The organism is Belnapia sp. F-4-1, assembly GCF_000802185.1.
Lineage (GTDB): Bacteria > Pseudomonadota > Alphaproteobacteria > Acetobacterales > Acetobacteraceae > Belnapia.
The window spans coordinates 850,373-870,555 of record NZ_KN676113.1; the positions used below are offsets into that span (position 1 = coordinate 850,373).

General features: G+C 71.3%; 19 protein-coding genes. 7 read left to right on the forward strand and 12 right to left on the reverse strand.

Translation table 11 applies throughout. The annotated features are described in order from the left end of the window. Positions 1–160: 160 nt before the first annotated feature. The 6 genes from LH62_RS04260 to LH62_RS04285 form a co-directional block, all read right to left on the reverse strand. The gene (locus LH62_RS04260) at positions 161–1,111 is read right to left on the reverse strand and encodes a tripartite tricarboxylate transporter substrate binding protein (RefSeq protein WP_043359467.1); all 951 of its coding nucleotides are present in this window, start codon (positions 1,109–1,111) and stop codon (positions 161–163) included. A 238-nt stretch (positions 1,112–1,349) separates the two neighbouring features. Beyond that, the gene (locus LH62_RS04265; protein ID WP_043359470.1) at positions 1,350–2,801 is read right to left on the reverse strand and encodes an HWE histidine kinase domain-containing protein; all 1,452 of its coding nucleotides are present in this window, start codon (positions 2,799–2,801) and stop codon (positions 1,350–1,352) included. Next, positions 2,798–3,106, reverse strand: a complete 309-nt coding sequence (locus LH62_RS04270; RefSeq protein ID WP_052213697.1) for a circadian clock KaiB family protein — start codon at positions 3,104–3,106, stop codon at positions 2,798–2,800. Before LH62_RS04270 ends, LH62_RS04265 begins: the two co-directional genes overlap by 4 nt. After that, positions 3,090–4,784, reverse strand: coding sequence for a circadian clock protein KaiC (kaiC, locus tag LH62_RS04275; RefSeq protein WP_043359474.1), 1,695 nt, complete (start codon positions 4,782–4,784; stop codon positions 3,090–3,092). Before kaiC ends, LH62_RS04270 begins: the two co-directional genes overlap by 17 nt. Before the next feature lie 358 nt (positions 4,785–5,142). Then, positions 5,143–5,571 (reverse strand): thioesterase family protein, encoded by a 429-nt coding sequence (locus tag LH62_RS04280; RefSeq protein WP_043359476.1) that lies wholly within the window; start codon positions 5,569–5,571, stop codon positions 5,143–5,145. Then, on the reverse strand, positions 5,568–6,275 hold the full coding sequence (locus tag LH62_RS04285; RefSeq protein WP_043359479.1) for a ribonuclease activity regulator RraA: 708 nt from the start codon (positions 6,273–6,275) through the stop codon (positions 5,568–5,570). Before LH62_RS04285 ends, LH62_RS04280 begins: the two co-directional genes overlap by 4 nt. A 151-nt stretch (positions 6,276–6,426) precedes the next feature. Here LH62_RS04285 and LH62_RS04290 point away from each other — a divergent pair, with 151 nt between their 5' ends. Continuing rightward, positions 6,427–6,636: a hypothetical protein gene (locus LH62_RS04290; protein ID WP_043359481.1), complete on the forward strand. Its 210-nt coding sequence runs from the start codon at positions 6,427–6,429 to the stop codon at positions 6,634–6,636. Here LH62_RS04290 and LH62_RS04295 read toward each other — a convergent pair. From LH62_RS04295 to LH62_RS04310, 4 genes are all read right to left on the reverse strand, one after another. Continuing rightward, the gene (locus tag LH62_RS04295) at positions 6,633–7,670 is read right to left on the reverse strand and encodes a glycosyltransferase family 4 protein (RefSeq protein ID WP_043359483.1); all 1,038 of its coding nucleotides are present in this window, start codon (positions 7,668–7,670) and stop codon (positions 6,633–6,635) included. The genes LH62_RS04290 and LH62_RS04295 overlap by 4 nt on opposite strands. Beyond that, positions 7,667–8,164, reverse strand: a complete 498-nt coding sequence (locus LH62_RS04300) for a gluconokinase (protein WP_043359485.1) — start codon at positions 8,162–8,164, stop codon at positions 7,667–7,669. Before LH62_RS04300 ends, LH62_RS04295 begins: the two co-directional genes overlap by 4 nt. Then, entirely contained in the window at positions 8,161–9,138 is a 978-nt protein-coding gene (gnd, locus tag LH62_RS04305; RefSeq protein ID WP_043359488.1) for a phosphogluconate dehydrogenase (NAD(+)-dependent, decarboxylating), read from the reverse strand. Before gnd ends, LH62_RS04300 begins: the two co-directional genes overlap by 4 nt. A gap of 82 nt (positions 9,139–9,220) precedes the next feature. Then, positions 9,221–12,142 (reverse strand): FAD-dependent oxidoreductase, encoded by a 2,922-nt coding sequence (locus tag LH62_RS04310; RefSeq protein WP_201445418.1) that lies wholly within the window; start codon positions 12,140–12,142, stop codon positions 9,221–9,223. Between LH62_RS04310 and LH62_RS04315 the strand changes: the two genes are divergently transcribed. From LH62_RS04315 to LH62_RS04335, 5 genes are all read left to right on the forward strand, one after another. Then, positions 12,141–13,049, forward strand: coding sequence for a dihydrodipicolinate synthase family protein (locus LH62_RS04315; RefSeq protein ID WP_043359490.1), 909 nt, complete (start codon positions 12,141–12,143; stop codon positions 13,047–13,049). The two genes, LH62_RS04310 and LH62_RS04315, sit on opposite strands and share 2 nt — an antisense overlap. An 11-nt stretch (positions 13,050–13,060) precedes the next feature. Then, entirely contained in the window at positions 13,061–13,879 is an 819-nt protein-coding gene (locus LH62_RS04320; RefSeq protein ID WP_043359492.1) for an ABC transporter substrate-binding protein, read from the forward strand. 1 nt (position 13,880) lies between these two features. Then, entirely contained in the window at positions 13,881–14,570 is a 690-nt protein-coding gene (locus tag LH62_RS04325) for an amino acid ABC transporter permease (RefSeq protein WP_043359495.1), read from the forward strand. Between the two features lie 82 nt (positions 14,571–14,652). After that, complete coding sequence (locus LH62_RS04330; protein ID WP_043359497.1) at positions 14,653–16,095, forward strand: hypothetical protein; 1,443 nt, start codon at positions 14,653–14,655, stop codon at positions 16,093–16,095. Next, positions 16,092–16,919, forward strand: a complete 828-nt coding sequence (locus LH62_RS04335; protein WP_043359499.1) for a hypothetical protein — start codon at positions 16,092–16,094, stop codon at positions 16,917–16,919. Before LH62_RS04330 ends, LH62_RS04335 begins: the two co-directional genes overlap by 4 nt. A gap of 43 nt (positions 16,920–16,962) precedes the next feature. Here LH62_RS04335 and LH62_RS04340 read toward each other — a convergent pair whose 3' ends face one another. Then, on the reverse strand, positions 16,963–18,507 hold the full coding sequence (locus LH62_RS04340) for an ABC transporter substrate-binding protein (protein WP_052214934.1): 1,545 nt from the start codon (positions 18,505–18,507) through the stop codon (positions 16,963–16,965). A gap of 134 nt (positions 18,508–18,641) precedes the next feature. After that, a complete protein-coding gene (locus LH62_RS04345; protein ID WP_043359501.1) occupies positions 18,642–19,022 on the reverse strand; it encodes a helix-turn-helix domain-containing protein in 381 nt (126 codons plus the stop codon). A gap of 99 nt (positions 19,023–19,121) precedes the next feature. Between LH62_RS04345 and LH62_RS04350 the strand changes: the two genes are divergently transcribed. After that, on the forward strand, positions 19,122–20,183 hold the full coding sequence (locus LH62_RS04350) for an SDR family oxidoreductase (protein WP_043359503.1): 1,062 nt from the start codon (positions 19,122–19,124) through the stop codon (positions 20,181–20,183).

Sequence of the window (20,183 nt, forward strand, 5' to 3'; positions counted from 1 at the left end):
CGGGCGAAAAGGATCTTCGGCGTGATGGACTGCCTGGGGATATCACCTACAGGTTGAGAACACGCCACGCCAATCACTGACCGGCGAGCTTTGTCTGTTATTTAAGACATAACAGGATTGTGTAGAAGGGATAAGGACCTTTTACGAGACCGTATGGACCTTATTGCAGGCGGATGCCGGCGCGGCGGATGACATCGCCCCATTTCGCGTGTTCGGCGGCAATATGGGCGCGGTAGGCCTCGGGCGTGCCGGGGATGGGCGTCGCGCCGAGTTCGGCTAGGCGCTGGGCCGCGGCCGGGGTGGCCAGCATGCGTTGCAGGGCGGCGTTCGCCGTGGCGATCACCTCGGGTGGCGTGCCGCGCGGGGCGAGCAGGCCGAACCAGGCCGTCACCTCATAGCCGGGCAGGCTTTCCGCGATGGCCGGAATGTCCGGCGCGCCGGACCAGCGGACCTTGCTGGTGACGCCGAGCGCCGTCAGCGCGCCGCCGCGGACATGCGGCAGGATGGAGGGCAGGTTATCGACGCCCCAGGCGATGCGGCCGGGCAGCAGGTCGCCCAGCATCGGCGCGCTGCCGCGATAGGTGATGTGCTCGCCCTCGATCCCGGCCTGGAGGCGGAAAAGCTCGGCCGAGAGATGCGTGCTGCCGCCGATGCTCGTCTCGCCATAGGCCAATCGCTCCGCCTTTGCCCGGGCGATGAGGTCCGGGATGGTCCTGAGGCCGAGGGAGGGATGCGCGGCGAGCAGGTTGGGTACTTCCGCCACCAGCGAGATCGGGGCGAAGTCGGCGATGCCGTCATAGCCGGGGTTCGGGTAGAGGTGGGCATTGATGGCCTGGGTGCCCGGCGAGCCCATCAGCAGGGTGGTGCCGTCCGGCGCGGCACGGGCCACGGCCTGGGCGCCGATATTGCCGCCGGCGCCGGAGCGGTTCTCGACGACGAAACTGCCCCCCGTTGCTTCCTGCAGCCAGTTCGCGGTGAGGCGGCCGAGGATGTCGACCGTGCCGCCCGGCGGGAAGGGAACGACGATGCGGACAGGGCGGGAAGGCCAGGCCTCGGCCGCGGGCGCGGGCGCGGCAAGGAGGCTGGCGGCGAGCAGGGTACGGCGCTTCATGGGTGGCAGCCTTTCCTGGGTCGGGGCCCGTCAACAGATGTCCGGCGAGAGCGCCTCGTGACTGACCCTCGTCATCATTGCAGGGTGGACGGTGCCTGGGCCCGGGGCAAGACGCCGCTGCGCCCCTCGCCCATGGCCACCCCGCTCATCCACCGCGGCCTTGGCCGGGGGCAGCGTTCGCGGCGGAAATCCGGACATTCCTGTCCAGCCGCCGGTCATCCGCGGCAGCGCGGCGGCGTTATGCGAGGCTCGTGCCCGCGAGGGTCATGCGGCACAGCACGCCCTCCGGCCGGAACTCCACCCGCGCGCTCCCGGATGCCTGGCCCAGGCCGCGCGCGATGACGGACTGGCCGAAGCCATGGTGCCTGGGGGGCTTCACCGGCGGGCCGCCCTCTTCCTGCCAGGTGATCGCAAAGCTGCCATCGGGCTGCCGTTGGCCGGTGACGGCCACGCGGCCTGCCTCATTCGACAGCGCGCCGTATTTCACCGCATTGGTGATCAGCTCGTGCAGGACCAGGCCGAGCGAGACGGCCGTGTCCCGCGTGACCTGCTCGGCAAGCCCGGTGAGCGTCACGCGCGGCCCCTGCGGCGCGACGTAGGGCGCGAGCTCGTTGCGGATCAGCTCCTCCACCGTGAGGCCGGTCCAGCTCTTCTCGGCGAGCAGGTTCTGCGTCACGGAAAGGGCCGAGATACGCTGCGTGAAGCGCACGCGGAAGTCGGGCAGGTCCCTGGCCGTGGCGAGCGTCCGGCTGCTGATCGCGATGACCAGGGCCAGCATGTTCTTCATACGATGGTTGAGCTCGCCCATCAGCAGGGCCTGCCGCTTCTCGAGCGCCTTCCTCTCCGTGAGATCAACCAGCGTGAAGATGCATCCATGCACCTTGCCGCCCGACCCATGCAGCGGCGCGGCGTTGATCAGAAGCTCCAGCGTGTGTCCTTCCACTGCCATGGAGGCTTCGATGCCGCGGACGGAACTGCCGCTCGCCGCGATCGCAACCAGGTCCTCGGCGCCCATGGTGGCTGCCCCGGGCGCGAAGACGAGGGGAAAGGCCTCCTCGAAGGCGCGACCGACGGGCGAGACCTCCTGGATGCGGCTGACCGCGGGGCTGGCATGGGTGATGCGGCCGGTCTCGTCGCAGACCAGCACCGCCTCGTTGGCGGAGGCCATGACGGCGCGGCCGATGCGCTCGCTCTCTTCCGCCGCCGCCGCCTCGACGCGGTCGGTGATGTCGGTGAAGGTAAGGGCGAAGCCCTCGGCGAAGGCGAGTTGGAGGGGCGCAGCGGTGACCACCACATGCCGCGCCCGTCCGCCGACGACGAGGCCGATCGGCGCGCTCAGCTTGCCCGAAGCGGCCGAATCAAGCAGCGCCTGCACCTTCGGCGCGGCCGGGCCCAGCGCCGGGAACAGCCCATCGCGTTGGAGAGCGTCGGCGGAGCAGCCGAGAAGGGTCTCGAGGGCAGCGTTGGCGTAGACCGGCCGCCGCTCTGCATCGAGAGCAACGGCACCCAGGTCCATCGCTTCCATGAAGGCCCGGAAGGAGTCGCCGCTGTCGAGGTGGAAGACCTGCGCCTTTCCCGCGCCATCCACGACGAAGGCGTCCACCTCGCCCTCGCGGATGGCCCGCAGGGTTTCCTCGGCCTCCGCCAGGCGCTGGCGCAGTTCCGCGACCTCGCCCCCCTCGACGTTCATCGGCTGGTGTCGATCTGCAGGCTCACTAGGACCTTCTGCGTGTCGGAAAGGTCGCCGATGATCTTCTGGATCGGCACGGGAAGCTGGCGGACAAGGGTGGGGATGGCGACGATGTTGTGCTCCCGCGCCAAGTGGGGCGATTGGCGCAGGTCGATAACGTCGATGAGGTACCGGCCGGGCCCCAGGTGCTCGCCGCAGATCCGCTCGAGGTTCCGGATGGCGGCGACGGATTTCGGTGTCTGCCCGGCCACGTAGAGCGTCAGCCGGAGCGGTGCCGCCCCATTCATCTCATTCGTCTCCGACATCTGCCGCCTGCGCTCTCCGGGACTTCGCCATTGCAAGCCTGTCGGACTGCGCCTGCGCATCGAAGCGCCGCCTGCCCTCGGCGACGCTGCGGAATTCCAGCTCTTCTGCCTCCAGCTCGGCACGGAGTGCATCGATCTGGGCGAGGGTGCGGCGGCGGCGCTGCTCCAGCCTCTGCTCGACCACCTCGGCATCCAGGCGGCGCTGCGCCTGCTCGCGGCGCAGCCGCGCCTCCTCGGCACGGCGGGCCGAGCCGGTCAACGCGCCCTGCTCCCCCAGATAGGGCCGGATGAGGGAAATGCCGTGATCGGTCATCACGAACTCCCGCACCTGGTTGGAATGCGAGATGCCGCGCGCCTTGAGGAGGTAAAGCTCCCTGTTGAATTCGCCGTTCGCCTCGCGGTTCAGCAGCAGGACCCAGGCATCCATGAGGGAGGACAGGCCGGCATCGGTCTGCACGGACCCATGCTCGTGCGAGAGATGCGTGAAGAGGCCGGTGATGCCATGGGATTTCAGGTAGTCGATGACCCGCAGCAGCATGGCCTGCACGTCGCGGTGGTCGCCGGCATCGAGGAAGGCGGAGATCGGATCGAGCACGACGAGGGAGGGCTGCATGCGCGCGACGTCGCGCAGCATGATCGCCAGGTGCATCTCCAGGCTGTAGAAGGTCGGCCGCGATGCGTGCATCGACAGCTGCCCGTTCTCGACATAGCGGCCGAGGTCAAGGCCGATGGACCGCATGTTCCGCACGGTCTGCGCCCCGGACTCCTCGAAGGAGAAGTAGAGGGCGCGCTCGCCGGCGGCACAGGCCGCGGCGAGGAAGGATGCGGCGATCGAGCTCTTCCCCGAGCCGGCAACGCCACTGAGCAGGATGCTGCTGCCGCGGTGGAAGCCGCCGCCCGTCAGCATGTCGTCGAGGTCGGGGATGCCGCTCGAGATGCGCCCTTCATGGACCATGTGCCCGAGGCCGAGCGCGCTGACCGGCAGGACGCTGAAGCCGTCCGCCGCGATCAGGAAGGGATACTCGTTCGTGCCGTGCGCGGTTCCGCGATACTTCACGATCCGCAGGCGCCGGGTCGAGACCTGGTTCTCCACGCGGTGGTCGAGCAGGACCACGCAGTCCGATACGTATTCCTCGAGGCCCTGGCGCGTGAGCGCGCCCTCGCCGCGCTCGCCGGTGATGACGGCGGTCAGCCCCCTTTCCTTGAGCCAGTCGAAAAGGCGGCGGATCTCGGCACGGAGAACGGCGACGTTGGTGAAGGCCGAGAAGAGGCTCTCGATGGTGTCGAGCACGATCCGCTTGGCGCCGACCGCCTCGACCGCCAGCTCCAACCGCATGAAGAGGGCTTCGAGGTCGTAGTCGCCGACCTCGGCAAGCTCGGCCGGGTTGATCGTGATGTGCTCGATGAAGATCCGGCCGTCAGCAATGAGTTCATCGAAGCCGAAGCCGAGCGAGGCGACGTTGTCGACGATGTCGTCCGGCCGCTCCTCGAAGCTGACGAAGACGCCGTTCTCCCCGTGGTCGCGGGCGCCCTTGGCGAGGAAGGTGGATGCGAAGAGAGTCTTGCCGCAGCCGGCGGAGCCGCAGACGAGCGTCGGCCGGCCGCGGGGCAGGCCGCCCAGCGTCAGGTCGTCGAAGCCTTCGATTCCGGTCGGAACCTTTTGAACACCCGCAGCCATTCACTTCCTGCCCGCCACCAGCCCGAACATCTACGACCAACGTCCCGGCAACGCAATTGGTTGTGCCTCAGCGGCCGTCGAGAAATTCAAGGGAGCTCACAGTATAGATTCTGTTAACGAAGATCTTGGCAACTATCGCGAAAACAACTCGCAACCATGCATATTATAACGTTTTAGAAAGCGGCATTCTGGGAACCGAACCGGTTGCAATCCTGCAGCCTGCTGCCTCGCTACCGGTGGGCTCCGTGAAACGAACGGTTCGGAATGTTCGCCAAAACTGTTTCTTGCCGGGCATCCTTGCATGGTGTTGCCGCGAACTACTCAGAACGGTGGCCACCGACATCTTCGCAGCGATCAGCTACTGGCCCTGATGCCATGCCTCCAAGGCCGCGCGCAACGCGGGCGGGATGGCCGCCGCGCGGCGCGTCTCGCGGTCGAGCACCACCATGACCGAAAGCGCGGCGGCATGGCAGGCCTCGCCGGCGAAGAGGCCCTGTTGCAGGCTGAAGCTGCTGCCGCCGATGCGGGCGACGCAGGTGCCGATCCGCACCCGGCCGGGGTAGTGCAGCTCGCGCAGGTAGTCGATCTCGACGCGGGCCAGCGCCATGGCCACCACGCGGGTCTGCGGCGGCCCGGCGATCTCGGTCAGCAGCTCCCCCCGCCCGGCCTCGAAGAAGGCGCCATAGGCGCCGTTGTTGATATGGCCGTTGAGGTCGGTATCGGCGATCCGCAGCTTCTCCTCCGTCCAGAAGGAGAAGTGCGCGGGGCCGGGCGGGGTGGGCTTCACTTCGACTTCTCGGACTCGTAGCGGGCCTTGTTCTCGGCGTTCGGCGGGTAGAGGCCGGGCAGCGACTCGCCGGCCTCGACCTTGCCGACGATCCAGGCTTCGAGCCGCTCCTGCTCCTCGCCCGTATTGGCCACCTCGTCCACCAAGGCGGCGGGGATGCAGACGGCGCCGTCGTCATCGGCGACGATCACGTCACCCGGGAAGACGGCGACGCCGCCGCAGCCGATCGGCTCCTCCCAGTTGACGAAGGTGAGGCCGGCGACGGAGGGCGGGGCGGCGCCGCCGGAGCAGTAGACGGGCAGGCCGGTGCCGATGACGCCGGCGACGTCGCGCACCGCGCCATCCGTCACCAGGGCGGTGACGCCGCGCTTCACGAGGCGCGCGCAGAGGATGTCGCCGAAGATGCCGGCATCGGTCACGCCCATCGCATCGGCGACGACGATGGCACCCTCCGGCATGGCCTCGATGGCGGCGCGCGTCGATTTCGGCGAGGACCAGCTCTCGGGCGTCGCCAGGTCCTCGCGGGCGGGGACGAAGCGGAGGGTGAAGGCGGGGCCGACGAGGCGCTTGCCCTTGGCGGCCGGCGTGAAGGGCGGAGTGCCTCGGAGCCAGATGTTGCGGAGGCCCTTCTTCAAGAGGACCGTGGTGATGGTGGCGGTGGTGATCCGTTCCAGCTTGGCGCGGGTGGCGGCGTCGAGGGCCATGGGCTTGCTCCTGCTTCGGCCTTCCGGCTTAGAGCAAACTCCGGCCCGGCGAAATCACCCGCGCGGCGCAATGCCGCAACGGGGGCCGAACCTTCGCCCGGCCTGGCCGTTGGGGAGCGCTGGTTCCACTTCTCGGAAAGGACAGGGCGACATGCCGGACACCGAATCGGGGCCCGCCGGGTTCGAGAGCCATTGGGATGCGGACTGGTTCAAGGTCAAGGCGGAGGAATGCCGGCGGCTGGCGGGGCTGCTCGCCGAGCATCCGCAACAGGCCTCGCTGCTCGCCCTCGCCGAGGATTTCGGCAAGCAGTCGGAGCGTGCCCGGCAGCTGGCGGCGATGGCGGTGTCGAGCCGGCGCTAGGCTTCCCTACCCTGCGCCAGGGCGAGCAGCGTGGCGGCGGCGGGGGCGAGCAGGCCGGGCCCATGCCGCTCCAGTGCGTAGCGGCGGGCTTCCTCGCCAAGCGCCAGAAGGGCCGGGCGGTCGGCCAGCAGGGCGCGGATGGCCGACACCAGGGCCTCGGCAGGGACGAGGCGCACGGCCGGGGTGTCGAACCGTGCCTGGATGGCGAAGTCATGCGCGATGACGGGCGTGCCGCAGGCGAGCGATTCGAGGATCACCCGCGGTACTCCCTCCCAGGTAGAGGCATGCGCCATCAGCCAGGATTGCGCCATGACGCGAAATGCCTCCGGCTGGGGCAGGTGGCCGGTGAGGCGGACCAGGGGATGGCCCTCGGCTAGGGCGGCAACCCTGGCGCGGGTCTCGCCGTCGCCGACGAGTGCGATGCGGCAGCCGGCGAACAGGGGCGCCAGCGCCGCCTGGTTCTTGCGCGGCTCGAAGCTGCCGACGTTGCAAAGGTCGTAGGCCTTCGCTTCGGGTGCACGGGTGGCGGCATAAGCGGCGTCGGCGCCTGGCCAGTCGATATGCTTCGGCAGCCGCACCGCCGGCAGGACGCGGCCGAGGCGGCGCGCGATGGCCTCGATCTGCCCCTCGCTTTCGGCCAGGACGAAATCCGCCGCGGCCAGGTTGCGGTGGATGCTGGTGCCGCCGATGACGAAGCCGATGCGGCAGCGCGCGCGGTCGAGCGCCTCCAGGCACTGTGCGACGATGTCGTAGTCCATGCCCTTGAACAGCACGGCATCCGGCGCGTCGGCGCGCAGCCACTCCACCATGGCCGTGGAGCCCTGCCGATGCGCCTGGACCTCCGGCGCGTCGGAGGGAAAGTAATGGATGGGAACGCCGCCGTCGAAGACCACGCTGCGCGGCGCGGCGGAGGCTTCGGCACGCAGCACGGCGGCGTCATGGCCGAGGGCGCGCAGCTCCCGCGCCAGCAGCCCCTCGCGCAGCTCGCCATGCAGGTCCGGCGCGGGGTGGCAGAGGATGAAGCGGAGCTTCACGGCCGGGCCAGGGCCGCGAGCGCCGCCTCCACGATCTGCTCCGGCAGCGGCTCCACCGAGAGGACGATGGTGCGGTCGTCCGGTGCCGGCGGCTCCAGCGTGGCGAACTGGCTGGCCATCAGGCTCGGCGGCATGAAGTGGTCCGGCCGTGCCGCCTGGCGGGCGCCGATCAGGGCCGGGTCGCCGCTCAGGTGGAGCAGGCGCACCGCCGGGCGGCCGGCAAGCAGGCGGTCGCGGTAGGCCTGCTTCAGCGCCGAGCAGGTGGCGACGCCCCCGCCCGGCGCATGGGCATCGAGCCAGGCGCCGATGGCATCCAGCCAAGGCCAGCGGTCTTCATCCGTCAGCGGCTCGCCGCGGCTCATCTTGGCGATGTTGGCGGGCGGGTGGAAGCTGTCGGCATCGGCGAAGGGCACGCCGAGCCGCTCCGCGAGGAGAGTGCCGACCGTGCTCTTGCCGGCGCCGGAGACGCCCATCACCAAAACCAGATGACTCATTTCTTGGGAGCTTCCAGGTGGCCGCCGAAGCCCTTGCGCTGGGCGGAAAGGACCTTGCCGCTGAAGCGGCCCTCGTCACGGCTGGTGAAGCGGGTGTAGAGCGCCGCGGAGAGGACGGGGGCGGCGACCGCCGTCTCGACCGCGGCCTGGACGGTCCAGCGTCCCTCGCCGCTGTCGGAGACATGGCCGGAGAAGCTCTCCAGCTGCGGATCGCCGGCGAGCGCCTGGGCCGTCAGGTCGAGCAGCCAGGAGGCGACGACGCTGCCGCGACGCCAAGCCTCGGTGATCTCGGCAAGGTTGAGGGTGAAGCGCTGGTCCTCGGGGAGGACGTCGCTGTCGGCGTGCTTGAGGATGTCGAGGCCCTCGGCGAAGGCCTGCATCATGCCATATTCGATGCCGTTGTGAATCATCTTGGTGAAGTGGCCGGCGCCGTTGGGGCCGGCATGGACATAGCCCTGCTCGGGGCGCGGGTCGCCGGTGTAGCCGGGCGTCGGGGCGGCGGCGGCCTTGCCGGGGGCAAGCGCGGCGAGGATGGGGTCGAGGCGGCGGACCACCTCGTCCTCGCCGCCAATCATCATCGAATAGCCTCGCTCCAGGCCCCAAACGCCGCCGGAGGTGCCGATATCGAGGAAGTGGAGGCCCTTGGCCCGCAGCGCCGTGCCGCGGCGGACGCTGTCCTTCCACATGCTGTTGCCGCCGTCGATCAGCACGTCGCCGGGGGAGAGCAGGGCGGCGAGCGCGTCGATGGCGGCCTCGGTCGGGGCGCCGTTCGGCAGCATGATCCAGATGGCGCGGGGGGCCTGCATGGCGGCGACCATGGCCTCCAGGCTGTCGACGGCGCGGGCGCCCTCCTTGGCGAGCACGGCGCCGGGAGCGGGGTCGCGGTCAAAGGCCACGCAGTCATGACCGGCGCGAAGCAGCCGCCGCACGATGTTGCCGCCCATGCGGCCGAGGCCGACCATGCCGAGTTGCATCTGATCCACTCCCACGAAAAAGAAAAAATCGGGGAGAAGGTATTCTCCCCGAACCCCTCGTCTATTTCCCTGAGTTCGCCACTCAACCAAATCGCGCCAGGGTAAATTCTGGGGGAACTTCCCCACGACCCAACACCGCATCCGCCGTCATCCGGCCGGCGATGGGGGCCAGGGTGTAGCCGTTGCTGGTGACGGCGTGGAAGAGGCCGGGCACCCCAGGCGCCTCGCCGAGCAACGGGGCGCGGTCCACCTCCACCGCGAGGCCGGTCCAGGCGCGGATGGCCTGCATGCCCGCAAGGCCGGGCAGGACACGGCCGGCGACCCAGAGATTGCCCTCGATCGAGCGGCGCAGGTTGCGCGGAGCGCCCCGCGCATCGAGCACCCCGGGCCAGCCGCCGCCGACCAGCACATGGCCGCCATCGCCCTGCTTCAGCGAGAGGTGTCGCCCGGCATGGGCGACGAGGTGGCGCATGGTGGGCGCCGCGCCCTCGGTTGCGATCACCTGCTGGACGGAGCCGATCACCGGCAGCGTCACGCCGAGCATGGCGGCGATGCGGCCGGCATAGGCGCCGGCGCAATTGACGACGCGACCGGCGCGGATGGCGCCGCCCGGCGTCGTCACCGTGAAGCCCGATCCCTCGCGGGCGATGGCCTGGACTTCCACCCCCTCGCGCAGCCGGGCACCGGCGCGGGCGGCGAGGCGGCGGAGGGAGAGGGTGCCGCGCAGCGGGTCGATCTGGCCCTCGGCGGGGGCGAAGCCGGCGCCGATGAAGTGCGGGCCGAGATAGGGGGCGAGGCTCCGCAGCTCGTTGGCGCCGAGGAGGTGGCTCTCGATCCCCCTTGCCCGCTCCGCCGCGACCTTGGCGCGGAGCCAGCGGAACTGCGCCTCCGTCTCGGCCAGCATCAGGCCGCCTTCGGTGCGGATGCCAAGCCCCTCCCCCGCCTCGGCGGCGATCTCGCGCCAGAGGGCGATGCTGCGCGGGCCGAGGGGGAGGCGGTCGAGGGAGGGGCCCGTTTCCTGCTCGCCGTCGAAATCGTAGGTGAGGAGCTGGACGTGGAGGCTGCCGGCATTGGCGGTGCTGGCGGCCATGCCGGCCTCGCCGCGCTCGGCCAGCAGCACGTCGGCGCCGTCGCGGGCCAGGTACATCGCGGTCGAGAGGCCGAGGACGCCGCCGCCGATGACCAGCACGTCGCAGGATTCAGCGAGCGGTGCGGGGGGCCTGGCGGCCCACTGGTTGTAGTGCGGCAGCGGGAAGCTGGGCCAGTCGCCGCCCTCGGGCAGTTCCAGCATGAGGGCGGCGGCGGGGACGGGCTTTACCGGGGCACGCGGGGCGGCGAAGCCGGCCTCCTCCGCCACGCCGCAGAGCCGGGCGACGGAGGTGGAGCACATGCGGCCCTGGCAGCGGCCCATGCCCGCCCGGGTCGCCTTCTTCAGCCCGGCCAGGGAGCGGATTCCAGCGGCCTGCTCGGCACGGAGGCGGCCGGCGGTGACCTCCTCGCAGCGGCAAAGGATGGTCTCGTCCGGGAGGGCGGTGAGGTCGGGGGGCGGGGCGGCGAAGAGACGCCAGAGGCCGGACTGGAAGGCGAGCGCCCGGCGGAGCGCGGCGCGGGCCGACCCGGCCTCCGGCGTGGCGAGGCCGAGATCGGCGGCAGCCGCGAGACCGGCCAGGCGGCCACGGGCGAGGGCGATGCGGGCGCCGCCGATCGCCGCGCCGTCGCCGACGGCGAAGACCGATGCGAGGGAGGTGCGGCCATCCTCGGCCGCGACCGTCTCCAGCCGCTCGCCGGTGAAGCGGTGCTCGGCGCCGAGCGCGCGGGCAAGGCCGGTCTCCGGCTGGAAGCCGAAATTGAGGGCGCAGGCATCGGCCTCGATGCGGCGCTCGCCCTCGGGCGTGCGGAGGCGGAGGGCGGCGAAGCGGGCTTCACCCTCGCAGGCGAGGATCGTGCTGCCCCAGAGCACGGGGACGCCGGCGCGGTGAAGCCGGCGGAGGTAGCGGAGGCCGTCCCAGGCGAGGTCGGGGGAGGCCCGGAGGATGCGGGCGGCGTCCCGCCATTGGGCGAGGCCGGGGCGCGGGGCGGCTTCGGCCACGGCGACGACCTCGGCGCCGCCGTCGAGCAGCTCGCAGGCGAGTTGCAGGTTCAGCGGGCCGTTGCCGGCGATGACGATCCGCCGCCCGGGGGAAACGCGGTTGGCGCGGGCCAGGGTCTGCATGCCGCCCGTTGTCATCACCCCGGGCAGGGTCCAGCCGGGGACGGGGACGGGGCGCTCATGCGCGCCGGCGGCGAGGATGAGGCGCCGCGGGCAGAGGGTGACGGCGGCGCCGTCGATGAGGGCGCCGATCTCGTCGGGGGCGAAGCCGCCCCAGACGGTGGCGCCGGTCAGGATCTCGGCGCCGGCGGCCTGGGCGAGGGCGCGCAGCGTCTCGCCCTTGCGGAACTGGGCGTCGGGCGCGGCGTGGCTGTGGGAGGCGGCGAGCGGCTTGAGGTACTGGCCGCCGGCATCGCCGCGCTCGTCGAGCACCAGGGTGCGGGCGCCGGCCTCGGCGGCGGCGCGGGCGGCGGAAAGGCCGGCGGGGCCGGCGCCGATCACCAGCACGTCGCAGTGGCGCTCGGGGATCGCCTCGGGCGGGTCGGCGAGGGGGGCGGGCACGGCGGGCGGGGCGCTGCCGACCGCCATGCCGTCCCGAACCTTGGTCAGGCAGGCGCGCTGGCCGGGCTTGCCATCGACCGTGACGAGGCAGTCGAAGCAGGCGCCCATGCCGCAATGGAGGCCGCGCGGGGCGCCGGACTGCGTCTCCCGGTAGGCCAGAATGCCGGCGGCGGAGAGGGTGGCGGAGATGGTCTCGCCGGGCAGCGCTTCCAGCGCCTGGCCGTCGAAGCTGATGCGGATGGGGGTCGTGACGGGGCGGATATCGGGATGGGTGAGGCGCATGCGCTTGCCGGGGTCCGCCACTTCCTGTTCAGTCGGCATCATCGCATGCAGAAGCGAGGGGGCAAGCAGCATGGCCAGGCCGTTCCGCGGGACCTACACGGTCCTCATCACCCCCTTCACCGCGGATGGCGCGGCCGTCGATCTCAAGGCGCTGGAGCGGCTGGTGGAATTCCAGATCGCGGAGGGGATCGACGGGCTGATCCCGCTCGGCTCGACGGGGGAGTTCCTGAGCGTCAGCCGGGAGGAGCGGACGGCGATCACCGAGACGGTGGTGCGGACCGCCGCCGGCCGCGTGCCGGTGCTGATGGGCACGGGGGCGGAGGACACGCGGGAGGTCGTCGCCCTGTCGCGCGAGGCGGAGGCGCTCGGCGCGGACGGGGTGATGATCATCCCGCCCTTCTATGCGGTGCCGACGGAGGACGAGCTGTTCCACCACTACAAGACGGTGGCGGATGCGATCGGCATCCCGATCATGGTCTACAACAACCCGGCGACGGCGAATGTCGACCTGCTGCCGACGACGCTGGCGCGGCTCTCGACCATCCCGAACTGCCTCTACGTCAAGGAGAGCACGCTGGAGGCGACGCGGGTGCGCGACATCATCGCGCTCTGCGGAGACCGGATGGAGGTGTTCGCGGGCGTGCTTGGGTATGAGAGCGCCTGGCTGGGCGCGATCGGCTGGGTGGCGGTGTGCAGCAACCTGGTGCCGCGCCTGTCGCGGGACATGTTCGCGGCAGCGGCCTTCGAGGCCGAACGGGCGAAGGCGCTACCGCTCTACCGCAAGCTGGCGCCGCTGCTGCCTTGGGTGGGCGGGCCGCGCTACGTTTCCGGTACCAAGGCAGGATTTCGGCTGATGGGGATGGAGATGGGCGACCCGCGGCCGCCGCGCCTGCCGCTGCCGGAGCGGGACGTGCCGGCGCTGGCCTCGGTCTTGCAGGCGATGGGCGCGATGCCGGCCGCCCGCGCTGCCGCCGAATAGGAGTGCCCACGATGCTTCGCCGTTCCCTGCTCGGCGCCGCCTGCGCCGCGGTCAGCCTGCCCGCTTTCGGGCAAAGCTGTGCGCCGAAGGTCGCCGATGGCGAGCTGGTGAAGGCGCGCACCCTCACCCTCTCGACCAACCCGACCCTGGCGCCGATGCAGTTCGTCAATGCGCAGGGGCAGCTGGTCGGGATGCGGGTGGAGCTGGGGGCGGAGATCGCGAAGCGCCTCTGCCTTGGCGTCGAGCATGTGCGCGTCGAGTTCGCGGCCATGATCCCGGGGCTCGCGGCGCGGCGCTGGGACATGATCAACACGGGCATGTTCTATACCGAGGAGCGGGCGAAGCTGATGTACCTCGTCCGCTACGAGGAGCAGGCGATCAGCGTCAGCGTGCCGCGCGGCAACCCGAAGAAGATCAGCCGCATCGAGGACATGGCCGGGCTCACCGTCGGCGTGGAGCAGGGCGGGTTCGAGTTCCGGCGGACGCAGGACATCGCCAAGGCGCTGGAGGAGCGGAAGCTGCGGCCGATCACCATCCGGCCCTTCGACAATTTCGCCGTCTCCTTCCAGGCGCTGCGCGTCGGACAGCTGGATGCGGCGATCTCCATCGACAGCACGGGCAAGGAATACGAGGAGCGCGGCGACTTCAGCCGTGCCATCACCGGGCTCTACGGCACGCCGATCAATTTCGGCTTCCGCAGCAAGGCGCTGGCCGAGGCGGTCGCGGGCGTGCTGACGGAGATGCGCGGGGACGGGTCGCTGCGCGCGCTGCTCGACCGCTATGGGGTGAAGGAATACGAGGGGGCCTTCGAGGTGGTCGGTCCCTCGTAGCGTGCAGGCCTGGCGCTGGGACGGGTTCCTCGACTACCTCTTCAATGCCTATCTGCTGGAGGGCGCGGCGATCTCGGTCGCGCTCACCGTGGCGGCGCTCGCTTGCGGGCTGGTCATCGGGCTTGGCATCGCGGTGATGCGGCTCTCCGGCAGCCGGGTGCTGCGGGGGGCGGCTGGCTTCTATTGCTGGATCTTCCGCGGCACGCCGCTGCTGGTGCAGCTGCTCGTCATCTATACCGGGCTGCCGCTCTTCGGGCTGCGCTTCTCGGTCTGGGAGGCTGCGCTGCTTGGCCTCTCGCTGAACGAGGCGGCGTACCTCTCCGAAATCCTGCGCGCAGGCATCCTCTCGGTGCCGAAGGGCCAGCGGGAGGCGGCGCTGGCGCTCGGCCTCCGGCGCGGGCAGGTCTTCCGCCTCGTCACCTGGCCGCAGGCGCTGCGCATCGTCATCCCGCCGCTCGGCAACAGCGTGAACGGGCTGCTGAAGACCACCTCCGTCGCCAGCGTCATCTCGGTCGACGAGCTGCTGCGGCGGACGCAGATCCTGATCCAGGAGCGCTTCCTGGTGCTAGAGCTCTTCGCAGTCGCGGCGCTCTACTACCTGGCCATGACGACGCTCTGGGACCTGGTGCAGCGCCGGCTGGAGCGGCACTACGGCCGCGGCTATGGGCAGGAGGGCGCCGACCGGCGGTGAGCTTCCCCCCGTGATGCGCATCGGGCTTGCAACCAGGGGTGGCAGGGCGGCACTGTCCAGGCGAATGGTCCCCGGAGTCCCGATGCATCGCCCGCTCCTGGCAGCCCTGCTGGCCGCCCTCTCCCTGGCCGGGTCCGTCCATGCCCAGCCGGCCCCCGCCCCGGCGCGGGAGGCGGTGGTGGCTAACGACACCGACCGCATCCTGCAGGAGCTTTACGTTCATCGCCTGGGCGCGGATGAGGGGCCGGACCGGCTCGGCAGCGGCGTGCTGCCGCCGCGGGCGACGCTGCGCGTGCCGCTCGGCCGCACGCGGGACTGCAATTTCGAGGCGCGTGCGGTCTTCGAGGGCGGCGACGAGATGCGCCGCCGGGCCGATCTCTGCCGCTCGCCCCGAATCGCCTTCGCCGATACCGGGCCGGTGCGCGAGGTGACGGTCAGCAACCAGTCCGACCGGGTGGTGCGCGAGCTTTACCTGGCGCCGGCCGGCAGCCGCGGCGGCCGGGGCCGGGAATGGGGCGCCGACCGCCTGGGCAGCGGCACCGTCGCGACGGGCGAGGATTTCCGCCTGCGCCTGCGCAACATGGCCGGCTGCAGCGTCGATGTGCGCGTGGTCTATGACGATGACGAGGAGGAGGTGCGCGAGCGGCAGGATGTGTGCCGCTCGCCGCGCCTCGCCTTCGGCGACCCGAACCTGCCGGTGCGGGAGGTGACGGTGACCAACCGCGGCCGGCGGATGCTGCGCGAGCTTTATGCCCGCGCCGCCGGGCGGGAGGGCTGGGGCGGAGACCGGCTCGGCGCCGAGATGATCGACCCGCGCGGCGACTTCCGTCTCCGCCTGCGCGGCGAGTCCTGCCGCTTCGACCTGCGCGCCGTCTTCGAGGACAACCGCGAGGAGGTGCAGCGCGGCCTCGACCTTTGCGCCCAGCAGCGGGTCGGCTTCGGCGCGCCAGTGATCGGCGAGGGCGGGGCGCGGCGGGTGACGCTGGTCAACGGCTTCAGCCGCACGGTGCGGGAGGCCTATCTGTCGCCTGCCGACAGCGACGACTGGGGCGAGGATGCGCTGGAGAACGAGGTGATCGCCCCCGGCGCGCATCGGGCGCTGCCGATGGAGGGTGGCTGCCGGGCCGACCTGCGCATCGTCTTCGACAACGACTCGGCCGAGGAGCGGCGGGACATCGACATCTGCGCGCTCGGCACCCTGGCGCTCCGGCCGGGCTGGACGGTGGACGAGCTGGCGGCGGAGGGGCCAGGGGATGGAGTGAAGGAGCCGCAGCCGGGCAGCATCCGCCTGCGCAATGCCGGCGGCTTGCCGGTGGTGGAGCTTTATGCCGACCCGCCGGGCGGCAAGCGCGGCGAGGACCGGCTCGGCCGGACCGTGCTCGGCACCGGGGAGGCGATGGATTTCGCCCCACCCGGCGGCCCCGGCGAATGCCAGGCGGATCTGGTCGCGGTGTTCCGCGACGGGCGGGAGCTGGCCCTGCCCGGCACCGATCTCTGCGCCGGGCGAGAGGTGGTGCTGCAATGAAGCGCCTTCTCCTCCTCGCCCTGCTGCTGGCGCCCGGCCTCGCCACCGCGCAGCCGGTGCCCGAGGCCGTGCAGGGCGCCTGGTTCCAGGGAGACTGCGCGCGGCCGGACGCGCTGCTGTACCTCACCCATCGCGCCGCGGCGCGGGTGCCGCGCGAGAGGGCGGGGCGGCTGCTCCGCTTCTCCGCCATGCGGCAGCAGGACGGCTGGCTGATCGGCACCGGGCGCGGGCCGGAGGCGCCGCGGCTGATGCTGCGTGCCGCCGGCGACGCGCTGGAGACGGCGGAGCCCGAGGCCAAGGCGCGCGAGGACCGGCTGCCGGGCGATGCCCCCCTCGCCCGCTGGCATCGCTGCGAGGCGGTGCCGCCGGCGGTGGCGCTGCTGCATGGCGAGGGCGTCGCGGTGATGGCGGCGCTCGAACATGCCGAGGCGGCCTGCGGCGGGACCGATACCGCTGGCTGCCTCGCCGCCGTGGTGGCGCAGGCGGATGTCTCGGGCGACGGCAGGCTAACGCAGGCGGAGCTGGCGCGGCTGGCGCGCGGCGCCGCCTGGCTGGTGGCGGTGCAGGAGGGGGTGACTGGGGAGAACCTGGCGGGCGCCGTCGCCGCGGGGGCGCTGGCGGGGCAGCTGGCGGCGCAGCTGACCGTCGCAAGCCTCGACTATGACGGCGACGGGCGGCTCTCTGCCGAGGAGCTGGCGCAGGACCGCGGGCGCTTCGGCGTGGCGTGGGGCAATGCACAAGGGCGGCCACTGCACAGCGAGGCGGCGGGGCCGGGGCTGGAGGCGCTGCGCGGGCTGCTCAGTGGGTTGAGCTTGCTGAAATAGGGCGTCGGGGAGGGCGCCACCCTTCCCGACGCCAGGGACGTCCTCAGCGCGCCGGGGCGAACTCCATCGCACGGGTCTGCTCGGAGAGTTGGGGCGTGTAGGAGATGCCCTTGCGCATCGCCCAGATATTCACCTGGTGGTGGATGGGGATGACCGCCAGCTCCTGCTGGTAGCCGATGCGGATGGCCTCGAAGTAGAGCTTCTCCCGCGCCTCCTGGTCGATCGTCGTCAGCGCGCGGTCGATCAGCCGGTCGAGCGAGGTGTTGCTGTAGTGGCTGGGGCGGAGGCGGGTGCCGCGGCCGCGCTCCGGCTCCGGCGTCGCCAGCATCAGCGAGAGATGCGTGTCGGGCTCGCCGGTGGAGGTGCTCCAGCCCGTCAGCGCGATGCTGTGCTCGTCGCGCACGCCGCCGGCGGTAAAGAAGACGCTGGCCGGCGTCGTTGCTACCTGGGTGCGGACGCCGATGCGGGCCCACATCTGGGCGATGGCCTGGGCGATGGAGTCGTCGTTCACGTAGCGGTCGTTCGGGCCGCTGAGGGTGATGTTGAAGCCGTCCGGGTAGCCGGCCTCGGCGAGCAGGCGCTTCGCGCGGTCGGGCTCGTAGGCGGGGACGGGGATCGAGGGGTCGTAGCCCATCGCGCCTTCCGGCTGGGCCTGGCCGGTGGGCTTCGAGTAGCCCTCCATGATCTGGCGCTGGATGCCCTCGCGGTTGATGGCGATGGAGAGGGCCTGTCGCACGCGCACGTCGCGCATCGGGTTGGGGATGGGCTTGCCGTCGCGGTCGGTGACCAATGGCGAGACCGGGCGGTTGGCATCGACATAGAGGTAGATCAGCCGCAGGCCGGGACGGGAGGCGACGGTGAGGCGGTTGTCGCGGGAGATGCGGGCGACGTCGCGCGTCGGCACCGTGTCGATGGCGTCCACGTCGCCGGATTGGAGGGCGGCGACGCGGGCGCTGTCATTGGTGATCATCCGGTAGGTGACGCGCTCCCAGGGCTGGGGGCGGCCCCAGTAGTCCGGGTTGCGGGCGAAGACGGCGCGGTCGCCGAGGGCCAGCGAGACGAGGCGGTAGGGGCCGGTGCCGATCGCCGCCTTGCCGCTGTTGTAGTCGGCTGTGCTCATCCCCTCGCCCTGCTTCCGGCCGATGATGGAGAAGGACATCATCATCTGCGGGATGAGCGGGATGGGCTCGGCGGTGTGCATGCGGATGGTGTGGGCATCGACCACCTCGAGCCGCGTCACCGGGCGGATGTACTGGCCCATGGAGGTCGGGCTGTTGGGCACGTTCGGCGCGCGCTCGAAGGTGTAGACCACGTCGTCCGCGGTGAAGGGCGTGCCGTCCTGCCAGCGGACGCCCTCGCGCAGCTTGAACTCCCAGGTGCGCTCGTCGATGACGCGCCAGGAGGTGGCGAGGCCGGGCGATGGGCGCTGGTCGGCATCGGGGTGAACCAGGCGGTCGAAGACGTGCCAGGTCAGCGCGTGGTTGGGCGAGAGGTCGAAGAAATGCGGGTCCATCGAGGTGAAGGCGCCGCCCACCGCGATGGTGAGGTCGGCGGCCCTCGCCGGCACGGTCCCCAAGGGGGCTGTCATGGCCATGGCCGCGAGGGCCCATCGCGCGCTGCGTCGCATCATCCCGTCTCCCTTATGCCATCCCTGCTCCGCAGCGTGGCGGATCGCAGGGAGGACATGCAAGGGGCGGGCCGCTTCGCCGGTTGCCAGCATGGTCACCCGCGGCGCGAGGTGGGGCGGCTCCCAAGTTGGTCGAGCGCCTCGGCATTGGCGCGGCCCCAGGCATAGAGCAGCTCCACCGGCTCGACGAAGCGCTGGCCGAGCGCCGAAAGCCGGTACTCGACCGCCGGCGGCACCGTGCCCTGGACGTGGCGGGTGACGAGGCCGCTCTCCGCCATCTCGCGCAGGGTCTGGATCAGCATCTTCTTCGAGATGCCGGGCAGGCTGCGCTGGAGCACGCCGGTGCGGGCCGCGCCGCCATGCCGGGCGTGGAGCGTGTGCAGCACCATGCTCGTCCACTTGGTCGTGAACAGGTCGAGCACGCGCCGCGGCGCGCAATCCTCCCGCCATTCCTCCTCGGCGCTGCCGGGCTGCATGGGTGGTAACCTCCTGGTGCCTATGTCCCAATTCGGTTCCGTCTGGAACGCCGCGGCCCCCGGGCCCAGTTCCGCCGCCAACGGATGCAGGAGTTGAGGATGGCGGGCACGGCACTGGTCGCAGGCGCGAGCGGCATCGTCGGCGGTGCGACAGCGGCGCTGCTGGCAGCGGAGGGATGGACGGTGCACGGGCTGGCGCGCCGGCCAACCGGGCAGGAGGGCGTGCTGCCGGTCGCAGCCGACCTGCAGGACGTGGCCGGCCTCGCCTCAGCGCTGGCCGGCCTTCGCCCGGAGGTCATGTTCATCACCACCTGGCTGCGACAGGAGAGCGAGGCGGAGAACATCCGGGTCAACGCGGCGATGGTGCGCAACCTGCTCGACGGGCTGCGCCCCGCCGGCAGCCTGCGGCACATCGCGCTGGTCACCGGGTTGAAGCACTACCTCGGCCCCTTCGAGGCCTATGGCAAAGGCATGCTGCCGCAGACGCCCTTCCGCGAGGAGCAGGGCCGGCTGGAGGTCGAGAATTTCTACTACGCCCAGGAGGACGAAGTGTTCGCCGCCGCCGCGCGCGACGGCTTCGGCTGGAGCGTCCATCGCCCGCATACGGTGATCGGCAAGGCGGTCGGCAATGCGATGAACATGGGCACCACGCTGGCGGCCTATGCCACGCTCTGCCGCGAGACGGGGCGGCCCTTCCGCTTCCCGGGCTCGGCCGCGCAGTGGAACGGGCTGACCGACATGACCGATGCGCGGCTGCTGGCGCGGCACCTGCTCTGGGCGGCGACCACGCCCGCGGCGCGCGACGAGGCCTTCAACGTGGTGAACGGCGACGTCTTCCGCTGGAGCTGGATGTGGGGCCGCATCGCCGGCTGGTTCGGGCTGGAGGCGGCGCCCTTCGACGGCACGGTGCGGCCGCTCGAGGCGCAGATGGCGGAGGACGCGCCGGTCTGGCGGCGCATCGCCGGGCGCGAGGGGCTGGTGGAGCCCGAGCTCGGCCGCCTCGCCTCGGCCTGGCACACCGATGCCGATCTCGGCCGCCCGATCGAGGTGGTGACCGACATGAGCAAGAGCCGGCGCCTGGGCTTCACCGCCTACCAGACGACGGACGAGGCGTTCTTCGACCTGTTCGGGCAGCTTCGCGCCGACCGGCTGATCCCCTGA